This window comes from Marinobacter sp. AC-23 (genome assembly GCF_001858325.1).
GTDB lineage: Bacteria > Pseudomonadota > Gammaproteobacteria > Pseudomonadales > Oleiphilaceae > Marinobacter.
Genome location: NZ_MBPP01000013.1, coordinates 38,142 through 61,063 on the forward strand (window position 1 = coordinate 38,142; position 22,922 = coordinate 61,063).

Here is a 22,922-nt window from a genome sequence, read left to right on the forward strand (position 1 = left end):
CTTGCATACACCATGGGATAGATTTTTGGTAAGTTAAATATAGAAGTATTTATTTTTGTGTAAGTATTTGCTTAACTATGGGATTGCTCCACAACAGGTATTAGGGAGAAGTGGCATGAAACGTCGCAGCACTGCGATATCCGGGCAGGTAAGTGATACCGATCTGAGGTTGCTCAGGATCTATCGAACCGTTGTTGAGTGTGGTGGTTTCTCAGCGGCAGAAGTTCAGGCGAACATCAGCCGCGCAGCAATCAGCATGGCCATGAGTGATCTTGAAACACGACTGTCCCTTCGGCTCTGCCAGCGTGGCCGCAGCGGGTTCTCGCTGACCGACGAAGGTGCCGAAGTGTATCAGGCAACCCTGCAGCTTCTGGCCTCGGTAGAGGGATTTCGTACCCGAGTGAACGGTTTGCACTCCAGATTGAAAGGAGAGCTGAATATTGGCATAACAGATAACCTGGTAACCATACCCGAAATGCATATCACCAGTGCTCTCAGTGGGCTGAAGAAGCGTGGCCCGGAAGTAAAGATCAATATTCGTATGATTCCACCCAACGATATTGAGCTTGGAGTGCTCGACGGTCGCCTGCACACCGGCGTGGTACCCACCTTGAAAACCCTGCCAGGGTTGCAGTATCGACCGCTTTACGAAGAAGTTTCTCAACTTTACTGTGGCGTTGATCATCCACTCTTTGAGCATGCCCCGGAGAGTCTTGACGCGCTATCTGAGCATGATGCTGTCATACCAGCCTATGCTCAGGCACCGGAGATCAAGGCTCAATTGGAACCACTTAATGGATTGGCTTCCTCAACCGATCGCGAGGGAATAGCATTTCTGATTCTTTCGGGTTGTTACATTGGCTATTTGCCAACCCATTATGCCCATCACTGGGTTCGTGATGGCAAGATGTTTGCGCTGATGCCGGATACTTGCCAGTACATAACTCGTTACAGCGCTATTACCCGGAAAGGGGCTCCGCCCAATTTGGTACTGGAAAGTTATCTTGAAGAGCTAGATCGCTTGAACGGCCAATAGGTCGCCCTGCGAGGCTTTGGTTACATGGGTTACTTGCAGGCCGTTCCTGATCGAGCGGTCTGTTATTATTGCTCGCAATTTGACATAAATCCTGCCTTATTCTCTTTGCCAATCCTGTTCATAATTTTAATTAATCAAAAACAATGGTTTATTTGTCTTTCTGTATCGCATTTTAGTCGTTGCGAAAGCAAAAATTTAAAAGCCTCCATATAATCTTTTAACCTATTGATTATTATTGTTTTTTTAGTTTCCGGGTATTGGGGTGTGAGTCCAGGGTGGGCTGCCCTCTATTTATCTGGTGGTAAAAAACTCTCCTTGACTATCCGGAAAACGGCCCCTACCTTTACCAACAGGTAAAAAAATACAACACTCTCTTTTCTCTGAACTAAGAATATAAGTTCAATATTTTCAGAAGGATATGAGAAAAATGCCTGGTAAAGAGTTACCCATGCAAGAACCTCCACCATTTTTAAAACTTTCTAGCGCGCGCCGCGAATATTCGAATGAAATCACGTTCGTTTTTTCAGCCTGACAGGCATTTCCGGGGTGTTTTTACTCAGAAGTGCTGAAGAAAACCGAAGGCTGTTGACACCACCCGACAAGAACAAGAGGTGAAAATTATGGCTAAAGTCAAGTGTGGCTTGATTCAGATGGGCCTTAAAGGCAAGACCTCGATGAGTCCCGGCCAAATCCGTGATGAGATGATTTCTGCTCATCTGCCATTGATCGACGAAGCTGGGAAACAGGGCGTTCAAGTGCTCTGTTTTCAGGAAGTGTTCACCCAGCCCTACTTCTGTGCCAGCCAGGATACCAAGTGGTACGACGCGGCTGAGCGAATTCCAGACGGGCATACCACCCGATTGATGCAGGAGTATGCAAAGAAGTATCGAATGGTCATTGTTGTTCCCATATTCGAGGAGGACATTACTGGTGTTTTTTACAACACAGCAGCGGTGATCGACGCGGATGGAAGCTACCTCGGAAAATACCGTAAGAACCACATCCCTGATACGGCACCAGGATTCTGGGAGAAGCTCTACTTCAAACCAGGCAATAGTGGCTATCCAGTGTTTGATACTGCCTTTTGCAAGCTCGGTGTATACATCTGCTACGACCGTCATTTCCCCGAGGGTTGGCGTGCTCTGGCGTTAAACGGTGCGGAATATATTGTCAACCCTTCCGCTACCGTCAAAGGAAAAAGCCGTTATCTGTGGGAGCTTGAACAGCCAGCCTCGGCAGCAGCCAATGGTGTCTTTATTGGCGCTATAAACCGCGTTGGAAAGGAAGCCCCATGGGACGATCGAATGGGTGAGTTTTATGGATCGAGCTATATCGTCAATCCACTCGGTCAAATCGAAGCGCAGGCCAGTGAAGATCAAGATGAACTGCTGGTTCACGAGATTGATCTGGACATGATACGAGAGGTGCGTAAGGCTGGCAGTTTTTCCGCGACCGCCGCCCGGAATCTTACGAAAAACTGGTTGCACAATAAGGCGTTATAAAGCTGAGAAACTCCCTGCGACGCTCTGAGTCGCAGGCATCATAATTACAATATACGAGTTGAATCATGAGCCATAAAACAAGTAATACATCAGCAAACAGTCCGGCGGGCATGCAGCCCGGATATTGCCCGGACCTCTGGAATGAAGATCTTTCGCCGGTCGAGCCCCATGAGCGAACCTGGAGGTGGCACAATATCGCGGCTTTATGGGTTGCCATGGTGGTCTGTGTTCCTGCCTACATGCTGGCTGCCAGCCTGGTGCCTGAAGGAATGTCCTGGTGGCAGGCGGTAATGACGGTATTTATTGGCAACCTTATTGTATTGGTCCCCATGTTGCTGTTTGGGCATGCGGGTGCAAAACATGGTATTCCTTTTCCTGTGCTGCTCAGAGCATCGTTCGGCACCTCAGGGGCAAAAGTTGCGGCTATGCTGCGCGGCATTGTTGGTTGCGGTTGGTTTGGCATACAGACATGGGTGGCGGCTCCGCCATCTACGTTATTCTCAACATCCTGACGGATCAGGCTCTGGTTGGGGAGGCCATTCCCGGTTTGGGCATCGACCTGGCACAGTTCCTGTCGTTTCTGGCTTGCTGGGGTTTGCATATTTATTTCATAGCTCGCGGAACCGAATCTATCCGTGTACTGGAGACCTATGCGGCTCCTTTTCTTATTGCGATGTCCGTCGGCTTGTTGGCCTGGGCAGTCGTTAAGGCAGGTGGTTTTGGCCCGATGTTGTCTACCCCGTCCGAGTTCGTAAAGGGCGGTGCTCGCGAGGGAGAATTCTGGCAAGCTTTTTGGCCGGGTTTAACCGCCATGGTGGGTTTCTGGGCAACCCTGGCCCTGAATATTCCTGACTTCACCCGATTTGCCAAGAACCAGCGCCACCAATTTATCGGCCAGGCAGTGGGTTTGCCGATTCCTATGGCGCTGCTCGCATTCATTGCAGTAGGGGTGGCTTCGGCAACCGTGGTTATCTATGGCGAGGCACTTTGGGACCCCATTGCTATCACTGAACGCATGGGTGGTTTTGCAGTGGTTATCGCACTGCTGGCGCTGCTTATTGCCACGGTCACCACAAATATAGCGGCTAACGTGGTGGCTCCAGCCAATGGCTTTTCGAACCTTAGTCCGCGCTTAATTTCATTCCGCATGGGTGGCTACATCACCGCAGGGTTGGGGATCGTCATTATGCCGTGGAAGCTTCTGGAATCCACGGGTGCCTATATTTTTATTTGGCTGATCGGTTATTCAGCGCTACTTGGGCCCTTGGCCGGCATTATGCTTACCGATTACCTGCTGCTCCGCAAAACGGAGCTCTCCCACGCAGATCTTTTCAAAAATGATGGGATATACAGCTACGGCAATGGCTGGAACACGAATGCCTTTATCGCATTCGCGGTTGCGGTTCTTCCCAACCTGCCCGGTTTCCTGGTGGCTGCAGGAGCCATGGGGAGTGCGCCCGTATTTTTCACTACCATTTATAACTATGCCTGGTTTGTTGGCGTTGCTTTGGGCGCTGGCGTGTATTTCATGCTTATGCGCATCAGCCACCCGGCATTAGTGATGGCACAACCTGAAGCCAGCTAGAACTACATAACAAAGATAAATCATGAAAGGAGTGTTTTATGTCCGTCTTGATTAAAAATGGCACTGTCGTAACGGCCGATCAGACGTTCCGTGCAGATGTTTACTGCGAGGAAGGCAAGATCGCCGCCATCGGCGAGAACCTGGATACCCCGGCTACAGCCGAGGTGGTCGACGCCACTGGGCAATACATCATGCCCGGTGGAATTGACCCCCATACCCACATGCAATTCCCTTTTATGGGCACGGTTGCAAGCGATGATTTTTATACGGGTACCGCTGCAGGCCTTGCGGGTGGCACCACCAGTATCATCGACTTTGTGATCCCGAAACCCGGGCAAAGGCTTATGGAGGCTTATGAGCAGTGGCGGGAGTGGCTGAAAAATCCGCCGCAGACTATTCGTTCCATGTTGCAATTACTTGGTGGGATGAATCTGTCCGTGAGGATATGGAAACCTTGGCTCGCGATCACGGTGTTAATAGCTTCAAACACTTTATGGCGTATAAAAACGCCATCATGGCAGATGATGAAACCCTGGTTAAGAGTTTCCGTCGCTGCCTTGAGCTCGGTGCTATGCCCACTGTGCATGCTGAAAATGGTGAGCTGGTTTATCAGCTTCAGCAAGAAATGCTGGAGAAGGGCATAACGGGTCCTGAAGCCCATCCGTTATCTCGTCCGCCCCTGGTGGAAGGCGAGGCTGCGAACCGGGTCATCCAAGTGGCTAAGGCCATGAACACGCCTGTTTATATAGTGCATGTTTCTTGTAAGGACTCGTTGGAAGCGATTACTCGGGCGAGAGCGTCCGGCCAGCGGGTTTATGGAGAGGTACTGGCTGGCCATCTCACTATTGATGACAGTGTTTATCGCAGTAAGGATTTTGATTTTGCCGCAGGCCACGTGATGAGCCCGCCGTTCCGTTCCAAGGAGCATCAAGAGGCCCTTTGGCAAGGTCTGCAGGGTGGAAATTTGCACACAACGGCTACTGATCACTGTTGTTTCTGCAAAGAGCAGAAAGCGGCGGGCAGTGACGATTTTACAAAAATACCGAACGGAACTGCCGGGATAGAGGATCGACTGGCAATTCTTTGGCATGACGGCGTCAATAAAGGCCGTCTTACTATGAACGAGTTTGTGGCGGTAACTTCAACCAATACAGCAAAGCTGTTTAATATGTATCCGCGCAAGGGCAGTATCTCAGTAGGTGCTGATGCCGATATCGTAGTCTGGGATCCTGAAACCACAAGAACCATCTCTGCCAAGACACATCACATGAATGTAGACTTCAATATTTTTGAAGGGCGGACTGTGAAGGGTGTCCCCTCCCATACTTTGAGCCAAGGCAAAGTAGTGTGGCGTAACGGTGAGCTAATGGCGGAGCGCGGTGCGGGTCGTTATGTGCATCGGCAGACTTTCGCGCCAGTCTTCAAGGCCATGGCGCGCCAGACTGAATATAATAAGCCAGAAGCGGTCGAGCGCTAATAGGCATACCGGCGGCATACGAATGCCGCCGGTCGTTTGAGGGTAACCATGCATGTGGTTCTATTTCTTTACAGCTCTGGCAGCTGGCGCGATGCTGCCCGTGCAGGCCGGCATAAATGCCGGCCTGGCTCGTACTTCGCATCCCTTGTGGGCGGCGGCCGCCTCTTTCGGGATTGGTACCCTGGTACTATTAGCTGCAGCATTTTTCATGCGCATTACCGCGCCCAATTGGCAGCAGATGGCGTCGTTGCCAATCTGGGTCTGGACTGGCGGTTTTTTGGGTGCCTTTTACGTTACCGTAATGGTGGTTTTCGCGCCAAAATTGGGTGCGGCCACACTATTAGCGTTGGTGGTAGCGGGACAAATGTTTGCCTCTACGTTACTTGACCACTATGGTTTCCTTGGTTTCACTCAGCAATCAATCACACCACTGAGAGCATTGGGCGTGGCCCTGCTTTTTATAGGCGTCTTGCTCGTCAGAAAATTTTAATGTTCACGCAATAGAGGCTGACCCCGGCCTCAGATTGCACCATCTTATCCCTCTCCCTTGTTCTCTCATTCCGCCTACTGGCTCCAGATCACCTTTGATACTAATTCTTCTGGGCGACGAGCTAGTAAAAAGGGATCCATGTTTGCGAGAATGCCGTACAGCTTCGTACCCTTCTTTTTTTGCAAATACAGGAAAACTGAATGATCAATCATGACGTTCTGCGCAAGCCACGCCGGCGCTCAGCTAGCCGTGAGGCACTGGAGCATAAGATTTTGGTGGCGGCGGAAGAGGTTTTCGCTGAACACGGGTTCAATGGTGCGTCCGTGGACACAATCGCAGAGCGTGCCGGGCTATCGAAGCAGAACATGCTTTACTACTTCTCTTCCAAAGAAAGCCTTTATAACCATGTGCTTAAGGATATTCTTGACCTCTGGATCGAGAAGATGGCGCTGATTGAGCAGGCTGGTGACACGCCAACAGTGATGCTTGAGAACTATATACGAGGAAAGCTTGTACTGTCCTATACGCGCCCCCTTGGCTCGAAGGTTTTTGCCAGCGAAGTTGTTAGCGGCGCGGCGCATCTTCAGGGCTATATAAAGAATGATTTGCTTCCACAGCTTGAGGCTGATGTAGCTCTTGTTAATAGCTGGATCGAACAAGGTCTCATGGATAGAATTGAGCCGAAGCATCTTTTCTTCACCATCTGGGCGACCACGCAGACTTATGCAGACTTCTCGGCACAGATCAGCCTGGCGCTAGGCAAAGAAAAGCTTGATGAAGATGACTTCATTCAAGCTGGTGATTTCCTCACTCATGTACTACTTAAAGGTTTGGGGCTTCCTCCTCGGTAGTCCTGGAGGTGTATTGAAATGCTGACCTGGATCCGCTGCTGGAAATATCGTCCATAGCGAGATCTTTTAAAATGCCGCGCCTTATGGGGGGCTTCAAATAGGAATACTGCATCTTTGAGTGGCAAGGTTTTATTAAATATTTATTTTATAAAAATAACCAGAAAAAATGTTGATCATTCAGTAAAATGGTAGTACTTTAATATCGTAAATAAAAATACAATACCGTCGTAACGGAAGTGATTTATTTATAATGTAAAATTTCTATTAGCAGTTGGATTGTTGAGGCAATAGATTCAATGAGCAGCCAGCTTATCGATCGAAAATTATTATTTATGTGTTTCGGGTTAGTTATGAATATAACGGCTTTCCCGTCATGTTAAAATTTATCCAATTGCAGATGTCTTCTGGATTGCCTGCGAAGACATTGGTCAACTATCTGGCCACGTTTTCGTTTTCATCAAACACCCTCCTTTCTTGCCATCTATTCATCTCTTTAATGCCTGTAAAATTCAAATATTTTATATCGTTCTATAAACCCTTCTCTTTACATATTAATTAACTACACATCATTGACCATTTTTTAGTTATGGTAACGGACGGTTTTCTGTGTCTGTTATTTATGACTGAGATTTTGTCGATACTATGATCCTGGTTCTGCGTTGGCCACAGACTATTTATTGATGGTCTCATCTTATGAGGGTTTAAATATGCTCGATATGCTTGTGCGTAATGTGAATTTGTCAGATGGCCGTAAGGGTGTCGATATTGCAATTAAAGAAGGGAAAATTGTCGAGATTTCGACAGGAATAAAGGGGCACGCGATAGAGGAAGTTGATGGGCGTGGATATCTGGCTACACCGCCTTTTGTTGATAGCCATTTTCATATGGATAGCGCCCTTAGCCTTGGCGAGCCTCGTCTTAACCAGAGCGGCACCCTGCTTGAGGGCATTGAGATCTGGAGTGAGCTAAAGCCCCAGTTGACAGTAGATGCCATCAAAAAGCGTGCGCTGGAGATGTGCCGCTGGGCGATTGCTCGCGGAACGCTGGCGATCCGCAGTCATGTCGATATTTCTGATGACCGGTTATTGGCGGTGGAAGCCTGTTGGAAGTCCGCCGGGAAATGAAGCCCTATATTGATCTGCAATTGGTTGCGTTTCCGCAAGATGGCTACCTGCGTCATCCAGGCTCGCTGGATAACATGCAGCGTGCTCTGGCGAAGGGGATTGATGTGATTGGTGGCATTCCTCATTTCGAGCGCACAAAGAGCGAAGGGGCACGGTCAATCAAGTTGCTTTGCGAGCTTGCTGCAGACAGAGGGCTCCTGGTCGACATGCACTGTGATGAAAGTGATGATCCGATGTCGCGCCACGTGGAAACTCTTGCCTATGAAACCAACCGGCTTGGGTTGCACGGTCGGGTAACCGGTTCCCACCTAACTTCTATGCATTCGATGGACAATTACTATGTAAGCAATCTGATTCCGTTGATGCGCGAGGCCGATCTGAAAGTGGTGGCTAATCCACTGATCAATATCACCCTGCAGGGGCGCCACGATAGCTACCCCGTGCGGAGAGGTATGACCCGCGTTAAGGAGCTAATGGAGGCTGGCATGAACGTCGCTTTCGGTCACGATTGTGTGATGGATCCCTGGTACAGCCTTGGCTCACACGACATGCTCGAAGTGGCACATATGGGGCTTCATGTAGGGCAGATGACGGGTGTCGAGGAGATGAATCAGTGCTTTCAGGCGGTCACCAGCAATGGCGCAAGGTCACTGCAGTTAGACGGTTATGGGCTTGAACCGGGTTGTAAGGCCGACATTGTTATTCTTCAGGCATCAAGCACCATCGACGCTTTGCGCTTACGGCCTGAACGACTTTTTGTCATCCGTAGCGGCAAAGTGATTGCCAAAACAGAGCCCGCTACCACTTCGCTGCTCATTGAAGACCATAGTGGCCCCGTCCACTTCAGTCGCAACCTGTTTTAATCTGAGCTTTTAACACAGATAGCCCAACTTATTATACGAACGATTATCGCATTGCTTAACAACAATAAGGAACTCAATATGTCACAACGCAATGATGACAAAAGTTATGCCGACGCACATGATGATTACGCACTTACCCCTGTGCCTGAAAGCGCAAGGCGCAGTCTGGTCGGTATGTCTGCAGTCATGCTGGGTTTTACCTTTTTTGCCGCCAGTATGTGGACGGGCGGTACTCTGGGCCAAGGCCTCCAGCTCTGGCCGGACCTGTTTGTGGTAATTCTCGGAGGCAACCTGATACTTGGAGTCTATGGTTCATTGCTCGGCTATGCTGCAGCAAAAACAAACCTTTCTACCCACATCCTGTCACGCTATGCATTTGGTGTGTTTGGGTCCAAGTTGCCGTCTTCTATGCTCGCGCTGACTCAGATCGGCTGGTTCGGCGTTGGCGTAGCTATGTTCGCCTATCCAATAAACAAGTTTTTAGGCATCGACAACCTGCCATTAATAATCGGTGGAGGTATCGTTATGACCTATACTGTGATGGTCGGATTTAAAGCGATCGAATGGTTGAGTATCGTTGCGGTACCCGCCATTATTATTCTGGGCGTTACTTCGGTAACCAAGGCGATCACCGATACTGAGGGTGGCCTGGATACGTTGCTACAGGTGCAGCCGACGGAGACCATAACCTTTGCTGTGGGCATTTCGCTGGCGGTAGGTTCCTTTATCAGCGGCGCTACCCTGACCCCTGACTTTGTCCGTTTTGCCAAGACCAAGCGGATTGGTATTTGGGCGACTATTATTGGTTTTACCTTTGGTAACAGCTTGATGTTTATCTTCGGTGCGGTTGGCGCTACGGCTACTGGGTTGTCTGACATCTCGGAGGTGTTGGCCGCTCAAGGTCTGCTAGGTGCAGGTATTGTGCTGTTGGTGCTGAATATATGGACGACCAACGATAATGCGCTCTATGCGTCAAGCCTTGGTTTGCGCAACATCACCGGCTTCAAACGAGTTCATCTGGTGTTAGCAGCGGGTGTCATTGGCACTATCTTATCGGAGTTCCTTTACAATAACTTTGTAGGCTGGCTGGTATTCCTGAGTGTGTCTTTGCCGCCGATTGGGGGCGTCATCATTGGTGACTTCTATCTACGCTGTAAAACTGAGTACCCTTCACCGGATACCCATAAATTCAAAGAGATCAACTGGGCAGCGATGGTTGCTTGGGCCTTGGCTATCGGTGTATCGGTGATATCTCCAAAGGATGGTGTTTTTAGTATCGCGCCGTTGAATGCGATTATTGTCGCAGCGGTTATTTACGCGCCGATTTATAAAATGATATATGCAAAAGATTATGATAAAACTAATCAGGAACTAACGTAAAAATTGTTTAATATGATCGGAATATAAAAATCGGTCAATCATTGCGATTGACCCGATTTTTATATTGAACGCTACTGCATAACTTATGGAAGCTCTGAATAACCCCGTGATTTTCGACCTAAATTTAATTTGTCGGCAAAAATCGCGATTCTAAGGCAATTTTATCGTGTTTTTTGGTTATTTCTTCCCTGATTACCGCCATTTCGGGCGCACTGGCCCTACGCCAGTACGCATTTTTCACCCATTAACAGGTTACTGAACGCAGCCAGCAAGTGAAGCCGCGTATTGTTCTTGGCCAGCCCGCGGTAGCGCACCTTGTCGTAACCGAAGACTCGCTTGATGTAGCGGAATGGATGCTCCTCTTTGGCCCGCACGCGGGCTTTAAGCGTCTCTGCTCTGGCCTTATCCGCATTGAGCTTTCGACGCTGACCGGGACGTTTGGCAATAAACCAGTCAACGCCTTGTCGGTCTTTGTGTTCATCGCGTTTCTGGATGCCGAGGTAGCCTGCGTCACCAAACACGCGCTTCTCGTCGCCATGGAGCAACTTCTCAGCGGCGACGATGTCATGGGTGTTGGCCGCTGTGGTGTCAATGCTATGAACAAGGCCGAAGACCGCATCAACACCAATGTGCATCTTCATACCGAAGTGCCATTGATTACCCCTGTGGGTTTGGTGCATTTCCGGATCGCGCTTGCTGGCCTTGTTCTTGGTGGAGCTGGGCGCTGAAATAATCGTGGCATCGACGATGCTGCCTTCACGCAGCACGAGGCCATGGGATTGCAGGTGCCTGTTCACCTCTTCAAACAGCGCACTGCCCAGATCGTGGCGTTCCAGAAAACGCCGGAAGTTGAGGATCGTTGTTTCATCTGGCAAGCGATCCAGGCGCAATCCGGCGAACCGACGCATGGACTCAATCTCGTACAGGGCATCCTCCATTGCCGGGTCACTCAGGTTGTAAAAAGCCTGCATGCAGTGCACCCGGAGGATGGCGGATAATGGATACGGTGGGCGGCCATTTGCGCCTTTGGGATAGTGGCGTGCTATCTTCTTCTCCAGTGCTTTCCAGTGCTTTCCAGTGCTTTCCAGTGCTTTCCAGTGCTTTCCAGTGCTTTCCAGTGCTTTCCAGTGCTTTCCAGTGCTCTCCAGTGCTCTCCAGTGCTCTCCAGTGCTCTCCAGTGCTCTCCAGGGAATCAGGCGATCCATCCGGTCCAGAAAGACCTCACGGCGGGTCTTGCGCTTTTTGCTCTGGTACTCGGCATCGGAGGGTAATCTGATCCATAGGAAGGATTCCTGTGCTGTTGGCCAGAACCGTATTATCGCTTACTTTGGGAAGTTATTCAGAGCTTCCCTAAGCAACAGCTGATCCATTCAGATAGTGGCAGGATCACTTTCCAACATTGGTAGTTTTGGTGAAATGAAGTCGCTTAGCGTCATCATATGACCGAGTTTGCCAACTTTGGTGGAGAGATATTGTTCATTTTGGCAGGTCAGTCCTATGGTCAGCGGCAGACGCTCCACGACGTTAATGCCGGCTTTGTTCAGGGCTGCCACCTTGCGAGGGTTGTTGGTCATTAGTCGCAAGGAATTGATGCCTAAGTGGTTAAGTATGGGTATGCAAAGATCGTAGTTTCTCAGGTCAGCTGCGAAACCAAGACGCTCGTTGGCCTCTACAGTGTCGGCACCCTCATCTTGCAAGTGATATGCACGGATTTTGTTGAGTAAGCCAATACCGCGCCCTTCCTGACGCAGATAAAGCAGGATACCGCGCCCCTCTTCCGCGATTCGCTTGAGCGCCTCCTGCAACTGGTAGCCGCAGTCACAGCGCGTCGAAAAAAGTGCATCACCGGTTAGGCACTCTGAGTGTACGCGGCACAGAACCGGATCGACACTAGCTATATCACCCAGAGTCAAAGCGATATGCTCCTTACCGGTAGCCTCGTCTTCGAAACCATGCATGGTGAAGGTGGCCCAAGGTGTGGGTAGCCGGGAGGCGGCGATATAATGAATTGTCACAGTGCACCTCGAAATCCATTATATGGAATTTTTATTTACTGACTTAGGAACAGAGAAGGAGGAAGTCGTCTCCCTCCCCCTGCTTTTTGTAGTACCTACTCGTCAAAAATGGAACTTGACCAAGGCACTCACTGAGCTCTCGGTGGCAATAACTTCATCGGGAAGTCCGAATTTGTTGCTCCAGTAAGCGTATTCGATACCTGCGTAAAGTACTCCAGGGTTATTGGTGAAATGACCTATATCGAGTTTCAGCTGTGGTGTGAAATTGAGTTCTGATTTGTGATCTGACTCACCAGTTGAGTAGTCCAAGAAACCGTCGAAAAGAAAACGAGCAGGGCCCATCTCGAAAGGTGTTCCCCATGTCAACGTCAGCTGAAGATCGTCAGAGATATTGCTATTGTTGACGTAGTAAAAAGCTGTGTTGACATATTGAAACCCGGGGACATCCCATGCTAAAGAGAAGCCCGTAAGATAGTTATTGAGGTCAGTTTCACCGCCAAATTCATAGGTCCCCGTTAGCGACACGTCGCTGATAGGACCTAGTCCTAAGTCGTTTCCAGTCACTCCACCTAAACTAAGTGTGGGTGAAAATTCACCGTAGACATCATCTAGGTCTTTGGCTCTGCCATGCCCTTGGTTGGAATCGATAAAAAAGAAAGTTCCACCCCAATCATGGGCTGTGACATTTTCAAAGGTGAAAAACGTGTGTTCCTGCTGTTCCCTTCCGAAGGCCTCGTACTGATCACTGTGCAGTAACGAAATGCTAGAGTCCGAGAAGATCTTTTCCGCTTGCGCCGTTGAGAGCCCGCCTATCGAAAGGCAGGCGATAGCGATATAGTTATTGAAGTATTTCATTATTATTCTCCTATGATTATTTTGTGAGCTTCCTGAATAGGAATTCCACTTTTTTAAGATGGGATGCCATCACTGGCATCCCATCGGGTGATGATCTGAATTAAGCGGCCTTGCTAGTAGTGACTTCGTTGAGCGCACCCGCTAGCTCGAGGATCATTTGCTTACCGTCGCCGAATAACATCAGAGTGTTATCGTTGGCGAATAGAGGATTGGGCAACCCAGCGAAACCGGGGCTCAGACTGCGCTTGACCACTACCACGGTGCGTGCTTGATCAACATCCAGGATCGGCATGCCATAGATAGGACTGCCTTTGTCTTCACGCGCTAGAGGGTTGGTAACGTCATTGGCACCGATCACAATAACTACGTCGGTCTGCGCAAAGTGCGGATTAATCTGCTCCATTGGCTGCATTTTGTCATAGTCGACTTCCGCTTCAGCAAGCAGCACATTCATGTGACCCGGCATACGACCGGCGACTGGATGCAGGCCGTAGATTACCTCTGTGCCACGGCGCTCGAGAGTGTCAGCTAGATCGCGAACCGCATGCTGCGCTTGGGCCATGGCAAGACCAAAACCAGGCACGATCACTACACGTTGAGCAGTCTCAAGCAGCATGCTGATCTCCTCCGGTGAGGAGGACTTCACTTTACCGGCATATACTTCATCTGCATCCATGCTCTCACCGCCCTCCTCGGATAAAGATCCGAATAGTACCCCTGCCAAGGAGCGGTTCATGGCCACGCACATGATGCGGGTCAGGATTATGCCTGAGGCTCCCACAAGAGCTCCAGACACGATCAGCACGGTATTGCCCATGATGAAGCCCGCCGCTGCCGCCGCTATACCTGAGTAGGAGTTGAGCAGCGCAATTACCACTGGCATGTCTGCCCCACCGATCGGAGTGACCAGAGTGACACCCAGCACCAAAGCGATGGCGACCAATACCAGCAATACGCCAGTGCCGCCATGACCTGCGGCCAGGGTGGCGATGATGGATAAAGCGGCAACCATCATCACGCCATTGAATAGCGTAATGCCTTTGAAACCGATGGGCCTCCCCGGCAACAATTCCTGGAGCTTACCGAAAGCCACCGCGCTGCCCGTCAGGGTAATAGCCCCGATCAGCACGGTAAGACCAATGGCAATCATGCCCGTAAGGCCGGATGCAGAAACCGGGCCGGACGTGGCGAGGAAACTGGCAACAGCCACAGCCAAAGAAGCGCCACCACCGAAGCCGTTAAGCAGAGCGACCATCTGTGGCATGGCAGTCATCTGGATCCGCGTAGCCATCAGCACACCAATTGTTGCTCCGATTAAGGCACCCGTTAGAATCCAGGCGTAGGAGAGGATGGATTGATCCAGCAGGGTAACCACTACGGCAACCAACATGCCGACAGCCGCCATCAAGTTACCGCGCACAGCGGTGCGGGGGTGTGTCAGGCCCTTGATGCCACCGATAAATAACACTGCGGAGAGCAGATAGAACAAGTTAACAAAGGAAAGGCTCATTGTTTATCTCCTTCTGCTGAACATTTGCAGCATACGGTTGGTGACCAGGAAACCGCCCACCACGTTGATGGTGGCCAGTGCTACTGCCACCATGCCGAGTATCGACACCCATAGGCTGTTGATATCACCTGAGCCAGCCGCTAAAAGAGCGCCTACCAGGCTGATACCGGAAATGGCATTGCTTCCCGACATTAACGGGGTGTGCAGGGTTGCCGGTACTTTAGTGATCAGTTCGATCCCCAGGATGACCGCCAGCACGAATAGCGATACCTGCATAATCAACATATCCATCAGGCTGTTGCCTCTTGTGGTTGAATGGAGCAGGACAGGCGCTCGCGAATGCGAGCAGCACGAACTTCACCCTGGTGTGTAATGACCGCTTGATCCAGAATCTCGTCTTCAAAATCCAGATTCAGGTGTCCTTCTTCATCCAGCAGGTGTCGCAGCAAGTTCTCAAGATTGCGCCCATACATCTGGCTGGCGTGGTTAGGCAATGTAGCCACTATGTCAACGGGGCCGAGGATAGTAACCCCGTAGGCGATGACGGTTTCACCAGCTTTGCTCAGCTCACAATTGCCGCCTCGCTCGGCAGCCAGATCGACGATGACCGACCCCAGCTTCATGCCTTTCACCATGTCTTCCGTGATCAGTATGGGGCTTTTGCGCCAGGTATTGCTGCCGTGGTGATAACGACATCCTGTTGGGCCAGCACTGCGCTCATTTGCTCACGCTGACGGCTCAGGAAGTCATCGTCCTGTTTGCTGGCGTAACCTCCTTGTCCCTCTGCAGATGACGTGTCCAGGTCCAGGTCCACCGGTTTTGCGCCTACTGACAAGATCTGTTCCCGTGCTGCCGGGCGGATGTCGTAGGCTTCCACGACGGCACCCAGTCGCTTGGCAGTGGCGGCAGCCTGCAAACCAGCTACTCCGGCACCCATAATGAATACGCGGGCGGGATTCAGAGTGCCCGCGGCGGTCATCATCATTGGAAAGATACGCGGCGCATGAGCCGCAGCTATCAGAACGGCCTTATAGCCCGCGAGGGTTGCGATGGAGGAGAGGGCGTCCATGCTCTGAGCTCGGCTGATACGTGGCACCAATTCAAGTGACAGTGTTGTGATACCGCGTTTTGCCAGGTCGCTGAAACGATCACAATGGCTCAGTGGGTCCATCAAACCGATACAGATATGGCCGGCACTCAGGTCTGCAAGCGCCTTATCACGGGAGGCGTCTACGCACAGAATGATCTCGCCCTTTTCCAGAAGTTGTGCACGGGTATCAAGAATCTCAGCGCCTGCTTCCTGGTAGCTGTCGTTACTGAAACTGGCGGCGTCGCCGGCGCCAGTTTCAACAAAGACTTGGCAGCCGAGACTTTTTAAAGCTGAGACGTTAGCGGGTGTGAGCGCCACCCTGCCTCCATTAGGGTGGCGCTCACGCATGACTGATAGTCGCATTGTTATTCTCCGGGGTCTGTCAGGACCTGTAATCAATGGTTGGCGTGTTGAACTACAGCCAGGAACAGAACATCACAACCAGCGGCCAGGTCGTCAGGACTTGCACGCTCGGCTTCGTTATGGCTGATGCCGTCCTCGCAAGGTACGAAGACCATTGATGTGGGCGCGACTCGGGAGATATAGCAGGCATCATGACCGGCACCGCTAACCATCTCACGATAGCTGAAGCCCAAGGCCTCTGTGGCCTTCCTTACGGAGGCGATACAATCCTTGTCGAAAGGAACGGGCGGGGAGTGCCAGATCTGTTTGAAGTCCATTTCTAACCGGCCATCTTCGGCAATGCGCTCGGCTCCCTCACGCAAGGCTTGGTCCATTTGTTCCAGAACCTTGGCATCCGGGTGGCGTATATCCACGGTAAAGAAAACCTGGCCCGGGATAACGTTGCGCGAGTTTGGGAAGACTTGCACAAGCCCTACAGTGGCGCAGGCGTTAGGCTGGTGATCCATACCAATGCGATTGACCATGTCGATGATGCGTGCGGCGCCTACCAATGCGTCACGACGGATGGGCATAGGTGTGGGGCCGGCATGGGATTCCTGGCCAGTGAGGGTGAGTTCGTACCAGCGCTGACCTTGGGCATCTGTAACCACGCCGATTTTTTTGCCCTCATCTTCAAGAATGGGGCCTTGTTCAATATGGGCTTCAAAGAAGGCCTTGAATGGCCGTCCGCCAACGTCGAGGTCTCCGGCATAGCCAATGCGCTCTAGTTCTTCACCCATGGTTTTGCCGTCAAGATCAGCTCGGCTAAGGCCGTACTCAAGGTCAAACTCGCCTGCAAAAACGCCGGAGGACACCATCGCCGGTGGGAAGCGCGAACCTTCCTCATTTGTCCAGACAGAAGCCTCGATTGGCGCGCGAGTTTTGATATTGTTATCGTTAAGGGTGCGGATGACCTCAAGGCCCGCCAGTACACCGTAAACTCCATCGAATTTGCCACCTGTAGGTTGGGTATCCAGGTGGCTGCCCATAACAACGGGAGGCAAAGAGTCATCTTCACCGGCTCTGCGGGCAAAAATGTTGCCCATTTTATCGATCGTTATGGTGCAACCCGCTTCTTCACACCAGCGAACGAAGAGATCACGGCCCTGCCTATCCAGATCGGTGAGTGCTAACCGACAGCAGCCACCCTTTTCGGTGCCACCAATCTCGCCCATCTCCATCAAAGTGTCCCACAGGCGCTGTTTGTTGATACGAATGTCTTTCATGTTAAGCCTCGCAATACGTTGTTTGACGACAGTGTGCTTATAAAAAAGTCGTAAGAATCCCTTGCCAAGCCTTAATGGGGCTTGGCCTTGTTACATATCGGGAAAGAGAGGGCCGGTGGCGTAGCCACCGGCTGCCTGGGTTAACTCTGGAAATGCGGAATTATATGTTCGCCATATTGCGCGATTATGTTTTCCTCATCACCGTTATCCAGATAGATATTGAAGTGGGTCATACCGGCCTCCTTGAGATGCTGAAGCTTTTTGATATGGTCCTTAGGCTGGCCCAGTACGCAAAAACTCTCAACAATCTCTGGCGTTATGAAATCCAGATAAGGGTTGTCACTTTGGCCATGCTTGGAGTAGTCATAGCCCTTACGCTTCTCGATATAGTCGGTAAGGCTTTTGGGAACCATGCCGCTGTCGGTACCATACTTTTCAACGATATCTGCCACATGGTTACCAACCATGGCGGGAAACCACTTGGTCGCTTCGATGCAGCTTTCTTTGTCACCGAAGTAGGCCGGTGCGGCAACGATTACCTTGTAATCGTCCATCTTGCGTCCAGCTTCCTCGCCAGCCGTGCGAGCCTGGCTGCCAAGCCACTCCACAATGTAAGGGTCGCCAATCTGCAGGATAACGCCATCCCCAACTTCGCCTGCAGTCTTCAGGGCCTTGGGGCCATAAGCGCCTATATGCACGGGCAGCTCGTAGCCGTCGGACCAGGGGAATTTCACCGGTTCCGGGCAGTCGCCATAGATCACTTCTTCGCCGCGCACCATCGCTTTGACCTTCTGAGTGAACTCTGTCAATCGGGCCAATGTTGCCGGTTTTTTACCCATAACCCTGACTGAGCTATCGCCGCGGCCAAGCCCTATGTCGAAGCGACCCCCACTCTGCTTGGCGAGGCTGGCAAACAGGCTGGCGGCCAGAGACCAGTCACGAGCATTGGGGTTAGTTACGCAGGGAGCGAAACGCATTTTCGTTGTATGCTCCATGCACATGGCAATGGCCGGATAGCACTCGCGCCACAAAATGTGTGAGTCGTAGAACCAGCAGTAGTCGAAGCCGGCGTCTTCTGCCTGCTTGACCAAGCTGCGCGCGCGCTCGGGGCTAACGAAACCTTTAAAACAGATACCGAATTCCATCGTTCTATTCCTTCTCTTGTAATTATTGGTGATGTTGTTGGGTTGAGTTTTCTTGTGTCAGGCGTCGGGCGCCCAGATGCGCATACCTGCATGGGTAAATGGAACTTTCTTGGAGATGTTGAGGCGAATCAGGATTGGCGTAATGGCCTCGATACAACGTGCACTAAAAGCAGGGCCAGCGTTGTAGGCCTCCACTTCCAGCAGCCGGATCAAGTCCATCACTTTCTCCTTGGCTGCCAAATCGTTGCCGCACACAAGCACATCACAGTTAATGCGATGATCCAGCTGGTTGAGAGTGACTGCCGAGACATTGTGCAGGGCACCCACGACAGGAATACCATCGCCAAGCAGCTCTTGGGCTGCCTCTGTTGCAGAGCCTGCGGCGGGCATATCTACTTTTTTGGGATCGCCATCGGCCAAAGGAACCACTATATCAACCAGGATCTTGCCTTCGAGCAGATCGCGGATTGAATCCAGTGTGGCGTCATGGGCCGCGTAGGGCACGGCAAGGATTACCATTTCACCGGCCGCCGCAACAGCACCACGGATATCATCACCGCTGATCTGCGCAGCGCCAGTCAACATGCCATTGAGTTCGTCAGCAGTTGTTTGAGCGCGCTCAGAGTCGCGGGATCCAATTACGACAGGGCGTCCGGCACGGGCGAACCTAAGTGCCAGACCGCGGCCCTGGGGGCCGGTACCGCCAAGAATAGCAATACTCATCGGAACATATCCTCTTGTTGGGGTCTTATCAGTTGTCCTGCTGAGCTGTCGCAGGATTGCCATTCAACGCCGCTGAATAGTATTGCCGGCGTTTTGTCACTTTTTCCCATCACCAAACCCGATGCGGCCGCTAATTCGTCGGCCAGGGCGGGCATGGTTACAGAAAGTTCTCGACCGAAAGCATCTCGTTCGCCAACCATGTCGATGCGTGCTGGCACTTTTGCCAAGCCGATCGCCACGTTGACGAGACCAAGTCGCCAGGGTCTGCCAAAGGTGTCGGTGATCACCACGCCCACGCGCACTCCGAATGCATCCTCTAAGCGCGAACAAAGCCGTTTGGCGCTTGCGTCCGGATCTTTGGGCAGAAGGATGACGGTATCCTCACGGCCCACGTTGGATTCATCCACGGCGGCGTTTGCACAGATGAAGCCCAGACGGTGCTCCGCAATCAACGTGCCTTCCTGTTGATCGGGGCGTTTCATTGCACGCACTATGCGGGTGGATTCGCGAAGGATGACTTCTACTTTTCGAGGGTCTTTGTGGATTTTTTCGGCCAGCTCCAATGCTTCAGCACTGGGGGTAACATCTGCCAGAGCAACAATCTGCCCCTCGGCTTTGGAGACCACTTTGTGAGCGATCACTAAAATATCGCCATCCTGCAGATGCGTACCATGGCTCTTCAGGTTGTCGATCAATATGCCCGCCAAATCATCATCAGGATGAATGTCAGGAATGCCTTCGAGTGCGTGGAGGCTCACTTTGCCCTGAGGTGTCATTGTGTTGCCATCCATGTTGAACGCGCTTTCGTGGCGTGTAGGGTTGAGCACAATTTCCACAGTCTCTTCAGCTCCTGAGGCGTATTGCTGCCTTGCTGTTGGACGATGGAATCGAGCGTGTTCAGGTCTTCAGGGGTATCCAGGTCAAAGCGCAAGTGAGTCAACTCAATAATCTGACAAGGTAAACCCAGTCGCGCAGCGGCCTCTTTGTGGGCAACGCTGGAGCGCTCGCCAAAACGAAACGGGATAGCATCAGGAGGTGAGGTCAGCAGGGCATTGGTGCCCGCATCGTTGGCCGGGCAAAGCGCTACACCGGGAGAACCGTTGTAGGTTGCCAGCAACGTGCGAATCTCTGCCTCATCAAGATGTGCAATATCTGTCGGTATTAGCAGCTGAGCGCTGTAGCCATGCGAGTGGCTCCATGCAGCGGCACGTTCCGCCGCCCTGGACAGACCTTCGGCGACAGGTTCCTTCAACACCTGTGCGCCGTGACGGTGAGCCAGCTCGGCAATAAACGAGGATGAGGTGACAACCAGCAGGTCGTACTCCGGCAGGCGTCGGTCAAAAAAACGAAGTGTGCGCTCACAAAGACGCCGGGCCAGAGTGGCGCGACGATGGGGCAGAAAAATGCCACCAAGGCGGCTTTTCGCCTCATCAAAGCCTTTTACAGGGATAACGATCAGAGGCTTTTTTAACATGTGGCAGCCTCCTTCATCCCGACTTTGCTGGCAAAGGCCAGCACCGCTTTGGCAAGCTCCTTTTTGTCATCGGCGCAGGCCATCAATGTGGAGGTGGTTAATACCTCCAGGCCTCGGGCTTCCAGTTCGTTGCGTTCGGCCTGATCCTCATGGTCAATCACCAGGCCATCTATAAGGCCGGCGTAGCTATCAGCCACGCCCAGGCTGTTGCACGCAAACCCTGATGCTTTCAGCATCCGGTCAGCGGGTCCTTTAATGGTGCGACCGCCGATCAGCGGTGACACGGCCACTCTGGCGGCACGGGTTTCGGCCACAGCCTGACGGATGCCCGGTATTGCCAATATGGGTGCAATGCTGACGATCGGATTGCTTGGGGCGATCAATAGCAGATCGGCGTCTTCAATGGCCTTTATTGCTTCCGGGGTTGGCCAGGATTCCTCTGCCCCCTCGTAACGAATCTCGAGCACGTCCGGTTGGCAGCGTTCGCGAACAAAGTACTCCTGAAAGCTCAACCAGCCTTCGGCCGTTCTGATGCGCGTTTGCAGCGGGTCATCCGTGGGCAGGAGTATATGAGCCTGAACGCCCAGGGCTTCGGCAATTGTTTGAGCGATGGCGCTCGGGCGGATCCCCTGATTGCGCAGATGAGTGCGAAATATATGAGTGGCCATGTCTTGATCGCCCAGCGACATCCAGGTGTCACAGCCAAGGCGTTCTAGGCCAGCCAGTACACGATGTCGCTCATCGGCAAGGCCCCAGCCCTGCTTCCGGTCAATCATATCTGCCAGGCTGTAGGTCAGGGTGTCGATATCCGGTGAGACCCAAAGGCCATGGAACTCTTCGTCATCGGCAATGTTTCCAATGATCGAGAGGTTTTCCGGTGAGCAGATCGCAGCCAATCCCTCGGCCAGTTTCGCGCCGCCCACACCGCCAGCCAGCAAGGTGATTCGCATAGTCATACCTGAATTCCTGCAATACGTGGGAAGTAACGCATTTCATCGAAGGTTTCGACGTGCTCATAAAGGGTGTTGCGACGAACAGGGCGCCGGCCCATGTCGCGAATGATTCGCGCCATGTCTTCAGGCTTCATCTCCTGGCCATGCATGGCGCCGGCCGCTCGGGAGATACTTTCATTCATCAAGGTGCCGCCCAGGTCATTAACGCCAGCAGCAAGCAATTCCCCGGCAAGATCAGGCCCCATCTTCACCCAGGAAGCTTGAATGTTGTCTATCCAGCCATGGAGCATCAGCCTTGCCACGGCGTGCATACGAATATGCTCAAGCCGTGTTGGGCCTGGGCGAACGCCTTTGTCCTCAAGAAAGAGTGGGGTTTTGTAATGGATGAACCCCAGAGGTACGAACTCGGTGAAGCCACCGGTTTGTTTCTGAATCTTGCGTAGCAAGCCTAAGTGCGTAGCCCAATGTTCGGGGCCGTCGATATGGCCGTACATGATGGTAGATGTGGTGGGCAAGCCTTCTTCGTGAGCCGCCGTAATGATTTCGACCCACTGCTCGGTGGTGAGCTTGTCCCGGGTCAACTGCTTCCGAACTTCAGTATCGAGTATCTCTGCTGCGGTGCCCGGCATTGAGCCCAAGCCATGGTCCATCAAATCACGAATAAAATCGCGATAGGACATGCGGCTCTTTTGCGCACCAAACCAGATCTCGAAGGGAGAGAATGCGTGGATGTGCATGTCTGGCAGCACACGTTTGATCGCCTTCACCATATCCCGATAAAAATGTCCGGAAATGTTCGGGTGCAATCCACCCTGAATGCAGACCTCTGTGGCGCCTCTATCCCAAGCTTCCTGGGCGCGACGAGTGATTTCATCAAGGTCGAAAAATTCTGCGTCTGGGTCACTCTTGCGCTTGGCAAAATTGCAGAAGCGGCAACCCATGTAGCACACATTGGTGTAGTTGATGTTTCTGGTAATCACGAAGGTCGCATCATCGCCTACGGCGCGGCGACGGAGTACATCTGCGGTTGCTGTCAGGGCGTTTAGTTCAGCGCCTTCAACCTGGAATAGCTCAATAGCATCCGGTTCGCTCAGCTCCTTGCCGTTCAGGACTTCCTGCAGCACTTGTCGGATGGCATCGCTCACCTCAGGGTGGGAGACTTCCTCGGGTATGCCGAAGCCGGAATAGTGCACTGTTTTTGTAATATTCATGTGACGTCTC

20 protein-coding genes and 3 pseudogenes are annotated in these 22,922 nt (G+C 51.9%); 10 read left to right on the forward strand and 13 right to left on the reverse strand.

Annotated features, from left to right (window positions below; all coding sequences use genetic code 11):
* Window positions 1-115: 115 nt before the first annotated feature.
* The 10 genes and pseudogenes from BCA33_RS05665 (at window position 116) to codB (ending at window position 10,308) form a co-directional block, all read left to right on the forward strand.
* On the forward strand, window positions 116-1,036 hold the full coding sequence (locus BCA33_RS05665; RefSeq protein WP_071264112.1) for a LysR family transcriptional regulator: 921 nt from the start codon (window positions 116-118) through the stop codon (window positions 1,034-1,036).
* Between the two features lie 620 nt (window positions 1,037-1,656).
* A complete protein-coding gene (locus BCA33_RS05670) occupies window positions 1,657-2,538 on the forward strand; it encodes a nitrilase-related carbon-nitrogen hydrolase (protein ID WP_217632615.1) in 882 nt (293 codons plus the stop codon).
* 65 nt (window positions 2,539-2,603) lie between these two features.
* A complete protein-coding gene (locus tag BCA33_RS21425) occupies window positions 2,604-3,050 on the forward strand; it encodes a cytosine permease (RefSeq protein WP_254774211.1) in 447 nt (148 codons plus the stop codon).
* Window positions 3,008-4,123 (forward strand): cytosine permease, encoded by a 1,116-nt coding sequence (locus tag BCA33_RS05675; RefSeq protein ID WP_254774212.1) that lies wholly within the window; start codon window positions 3,008-3,010, stop codon window positions 4,121-4,123. Before BCA33_RS21425 ends, BCA33_RS05675 begins: the two co-directional genes overlap by 43 nt.
* Before the next feature lie 38 nt (window positions 4,124-4,161).
* Window positions 4,162-5,600, forward strand: a pseudogene (hydA, locus tag BCA33_RS05680) (dihydropyrimidinase).
* A gap of 52 nt (window positions 5,601-5,652) precedes the next feature.
* Window positions 5,653-6,090 carry a DMT family transporter gene (locus tag BCA33_RS05685; protein ID WP_071264114.1) on the forward strand — a complete coding sequence of 146 codons (438 nt, stop codon included), beginning with the start codon at window positions 5,653-5,655 and terminating at the stop codon, window positions 6,088-6,090.
* A gap of 200 nt (window positions 6,091-6,290) precedes the next feature.
* Window positions 6,291-6,941 carry a TetR/AcrR family transcriptional regulator gene (locus BCA33_RS05690; protein WP_071264116.1) on the forward strand — a complete coding sequence of 217 codons (651 nt, stop codon included), beginning with the start codon at window positions 6,291-6,293 and terminating at the stop codon, window positions 6,939-6,941.
* Window positions 6,942-7,648: 707 nt separating this feature from the next.
* Window positions 7,649-8,065: an amidohydrolase family protein gene (locus BCA33_RS20700; RefSeq protein WP_217632616.1), complete on the forward strand. Its 417-nt coding sequence runs from the start codon at window positions 7,649-7,651 to the stop codon at window positions 8,063-8,065.
* Entirely contained in the window at window positions 8,062-8,928 is an 867-nt protein-coding gene (locus tag BCA33_RS05695) for a cytosine deaminase (RefSeq protein ID WP_217632617.1), read from the forward strand. Before BCA33_RS20700 ends, BCA33_RS05695 begins: the two co-directional genes overlap by 4 nt.
* 78 nt (window positions 8,929-9,006) lie before the next feature.
* On the forward strand, window positions 9,007-10,308 hold the full coding sequence (codB, locus tag BCA33_RS05700; RefSeq protein WP_071264118.1) for a cytosine permease: 1,302 nt from the start codon (window positions 9,007-9,009) through the stop codon (window positions 10,306-10,308).
* Window positions 10,309-10,526: 218 nt separating this feature from the next.
* Here the strand turns inward: codB and BCA33_RS05705 are convergent.
* The 13 genes and pseudogenes from BCA33_RS05705 to cofH all read right to left on the reverse strand — a co-directional run.
* Window positions 10,527-11,375: pseudogene (locus BCA33_RS05705) on the reverse strand (IS5 family transposase); the annotation flags it as partial.
* A gap of 303 nt (window positions 11,376-11,678) precedes the next feature.
* Window positions 11,679-12,323 carry a GTP cyclohydrolase II gene (ribA, locus tag BCA33_RS05710; RefSeq protein WP_071264120.1) on the reverse strand — a complete coding sequence of 215 codons (645 nt, stop codon included), beginning with the start codon at window positions 12,321-12,323 and terminating at the stop codon, window positions 11,679-11,681.
* A gap of 102 nt (window positions 12,324-12,425) precedes the next feature.
* Window positions 12,426-13,178: an outer membrane protein OmpK gene (locus BCA33_RS05715; protein ID WP_071264122.1), complete on the reverse strand. Its 753-nt coding sequence runs from the start codon at window positions 13,176-13,178 to the stop codon at window positions 12,426-12,428.
* Window positions 13,179-13,278: 100 nt separating this feature from the next.
* Window positions 13,279-14,688, reverse strand: coding sequence for an NAD(P)(+) transhydrogenase (Re/Si-specific) subunit beta (locus tag BCA33_RS05720; protein WP_071264124.1), 1,410 nt, complete (start codon window positions 14,686-14,688; stop codon window positions 13,279-13,281).
* 3 nt (window positions 14,689-14,691) lie between these two features.
* Complete coding sequence (locus BCA33_RS05725; RefSeq protein ID WP_368087220.1) at window positions 14,692-14,982, reverse strand: NAD(P) transhydrogenase subunit alpha; 291 nt, start codon at window positions 14,980-14,982, stop codon at window positions 14,692-14,694.
* Window positions 14,979-16,141 (reverse strand): annotated as a pseudogene (locus tag BCA33_RS05730) (Re/Si-specific NAD(P)(+) transhydrogenase subunit alpha). The gene BCA33_RS05725 and the pseudogene BCA33_RS05730 overlap by 4 nt, the downstream one beginning before the upstream one ends.
* 32 nt (window positions 16,142-16,173) lie before the next feature.
* A complete protein-coding gene (locus tag BCA33_RS05735) occupies window positions 16,174-17,406 on the reverse strand; it encodes a Zn-dependent hydrolase (RefSeq protein WP_071264128.1) in 1,233 nt (410 codons plus the stop codon).
* Window positions 17,407-17,546: 140 nt separating this feature from the next.
* On the reverse strand, window positions 17,547-18,551 hold the full coding sequence (locus BCA33_RS05740) for a TIGR03842 family LLM class F420-dependent oxidoreductase (protein ID WP_071264130.1): 1,005 nt from the start codon (window positions 18,549-18,551) through the stop codon (window positions 17,547-17,549).
* Between the two features lie 57 nt (window positions 18,552-18,608).
* Window positions 18,609-19,274: an NADPH-dependent F420 reductase gene (npdG, locus tag BCA33_RS05745; protein ID WP_071264132.1), complete on the reverse strand. Its 666-nt coding sequence runs from the start codon at window positions 19,272-19,274 to the stop codon at window positions 18,609-18,611.
* Window positions 19,271-20,101 carry a coenzyme F420-0:L-glutamate ligase gene (gene cofE / locus BCA33_RS05750; protein ID WP_254774214.1) on the reverse strand — a complete coding sequence of 277 codons (831 nt, stop codon included), beginning with the start codon at window positions 20,099-20,101 and terminating at the stop codon, window positions 19,271-19,273. The genes npdG and cofE overlap by 4 nt, the downstream gene beginning before the upstream one ends.
* Complete coding sequence (gene cofC, locus BCA33_RS05755; protein ID WP_071264136.1) at window positions 20,047-20,748, reverse strand: 2-phospho-L-lactate guanylyltransferase; 702 nt, start codon at window positions 20,746-20,748, stop codon at window positions 20,047-20,049. Before cofC ends, cofE begins: the two co-directional genes overlap by 55 nt.
* The gene (cofD, locus tag BCA33_RS05760) at window positions 20,742-21,704 is read right to left on the reverse strand and encodes a 2-phospho-L-lactate transferase (RefSeq protein WP_071264138.1); all 963 of its coding nucleotides are present in this window, start codon (window positions 21,702-21,704) and stop codon (window positions 20,742-20,744) included. Before cofD ends, cofC begins: the two co-directional genes overlap by 7 nt.
* Window positions 21,701-22,912, reverse strand: a complete 1,212-nt coding sequence (gene cofH, locus BCA33_RS05765; protein WP_083394645.1) for a 5-amino-6-(D-ribitylamino)uracil--L-tyrosine 4-hydroxyphenyl transferase CofH — start codon at window positions 22,910-22,912, stop codon at window positions 21,701-21,703. Before cofH ends, cofD begins: the two co-directional genes overlap by 4 nt.
* Between the last annotated feature and the right edge of the window lie 10 nt (window positions 22,913-22,922).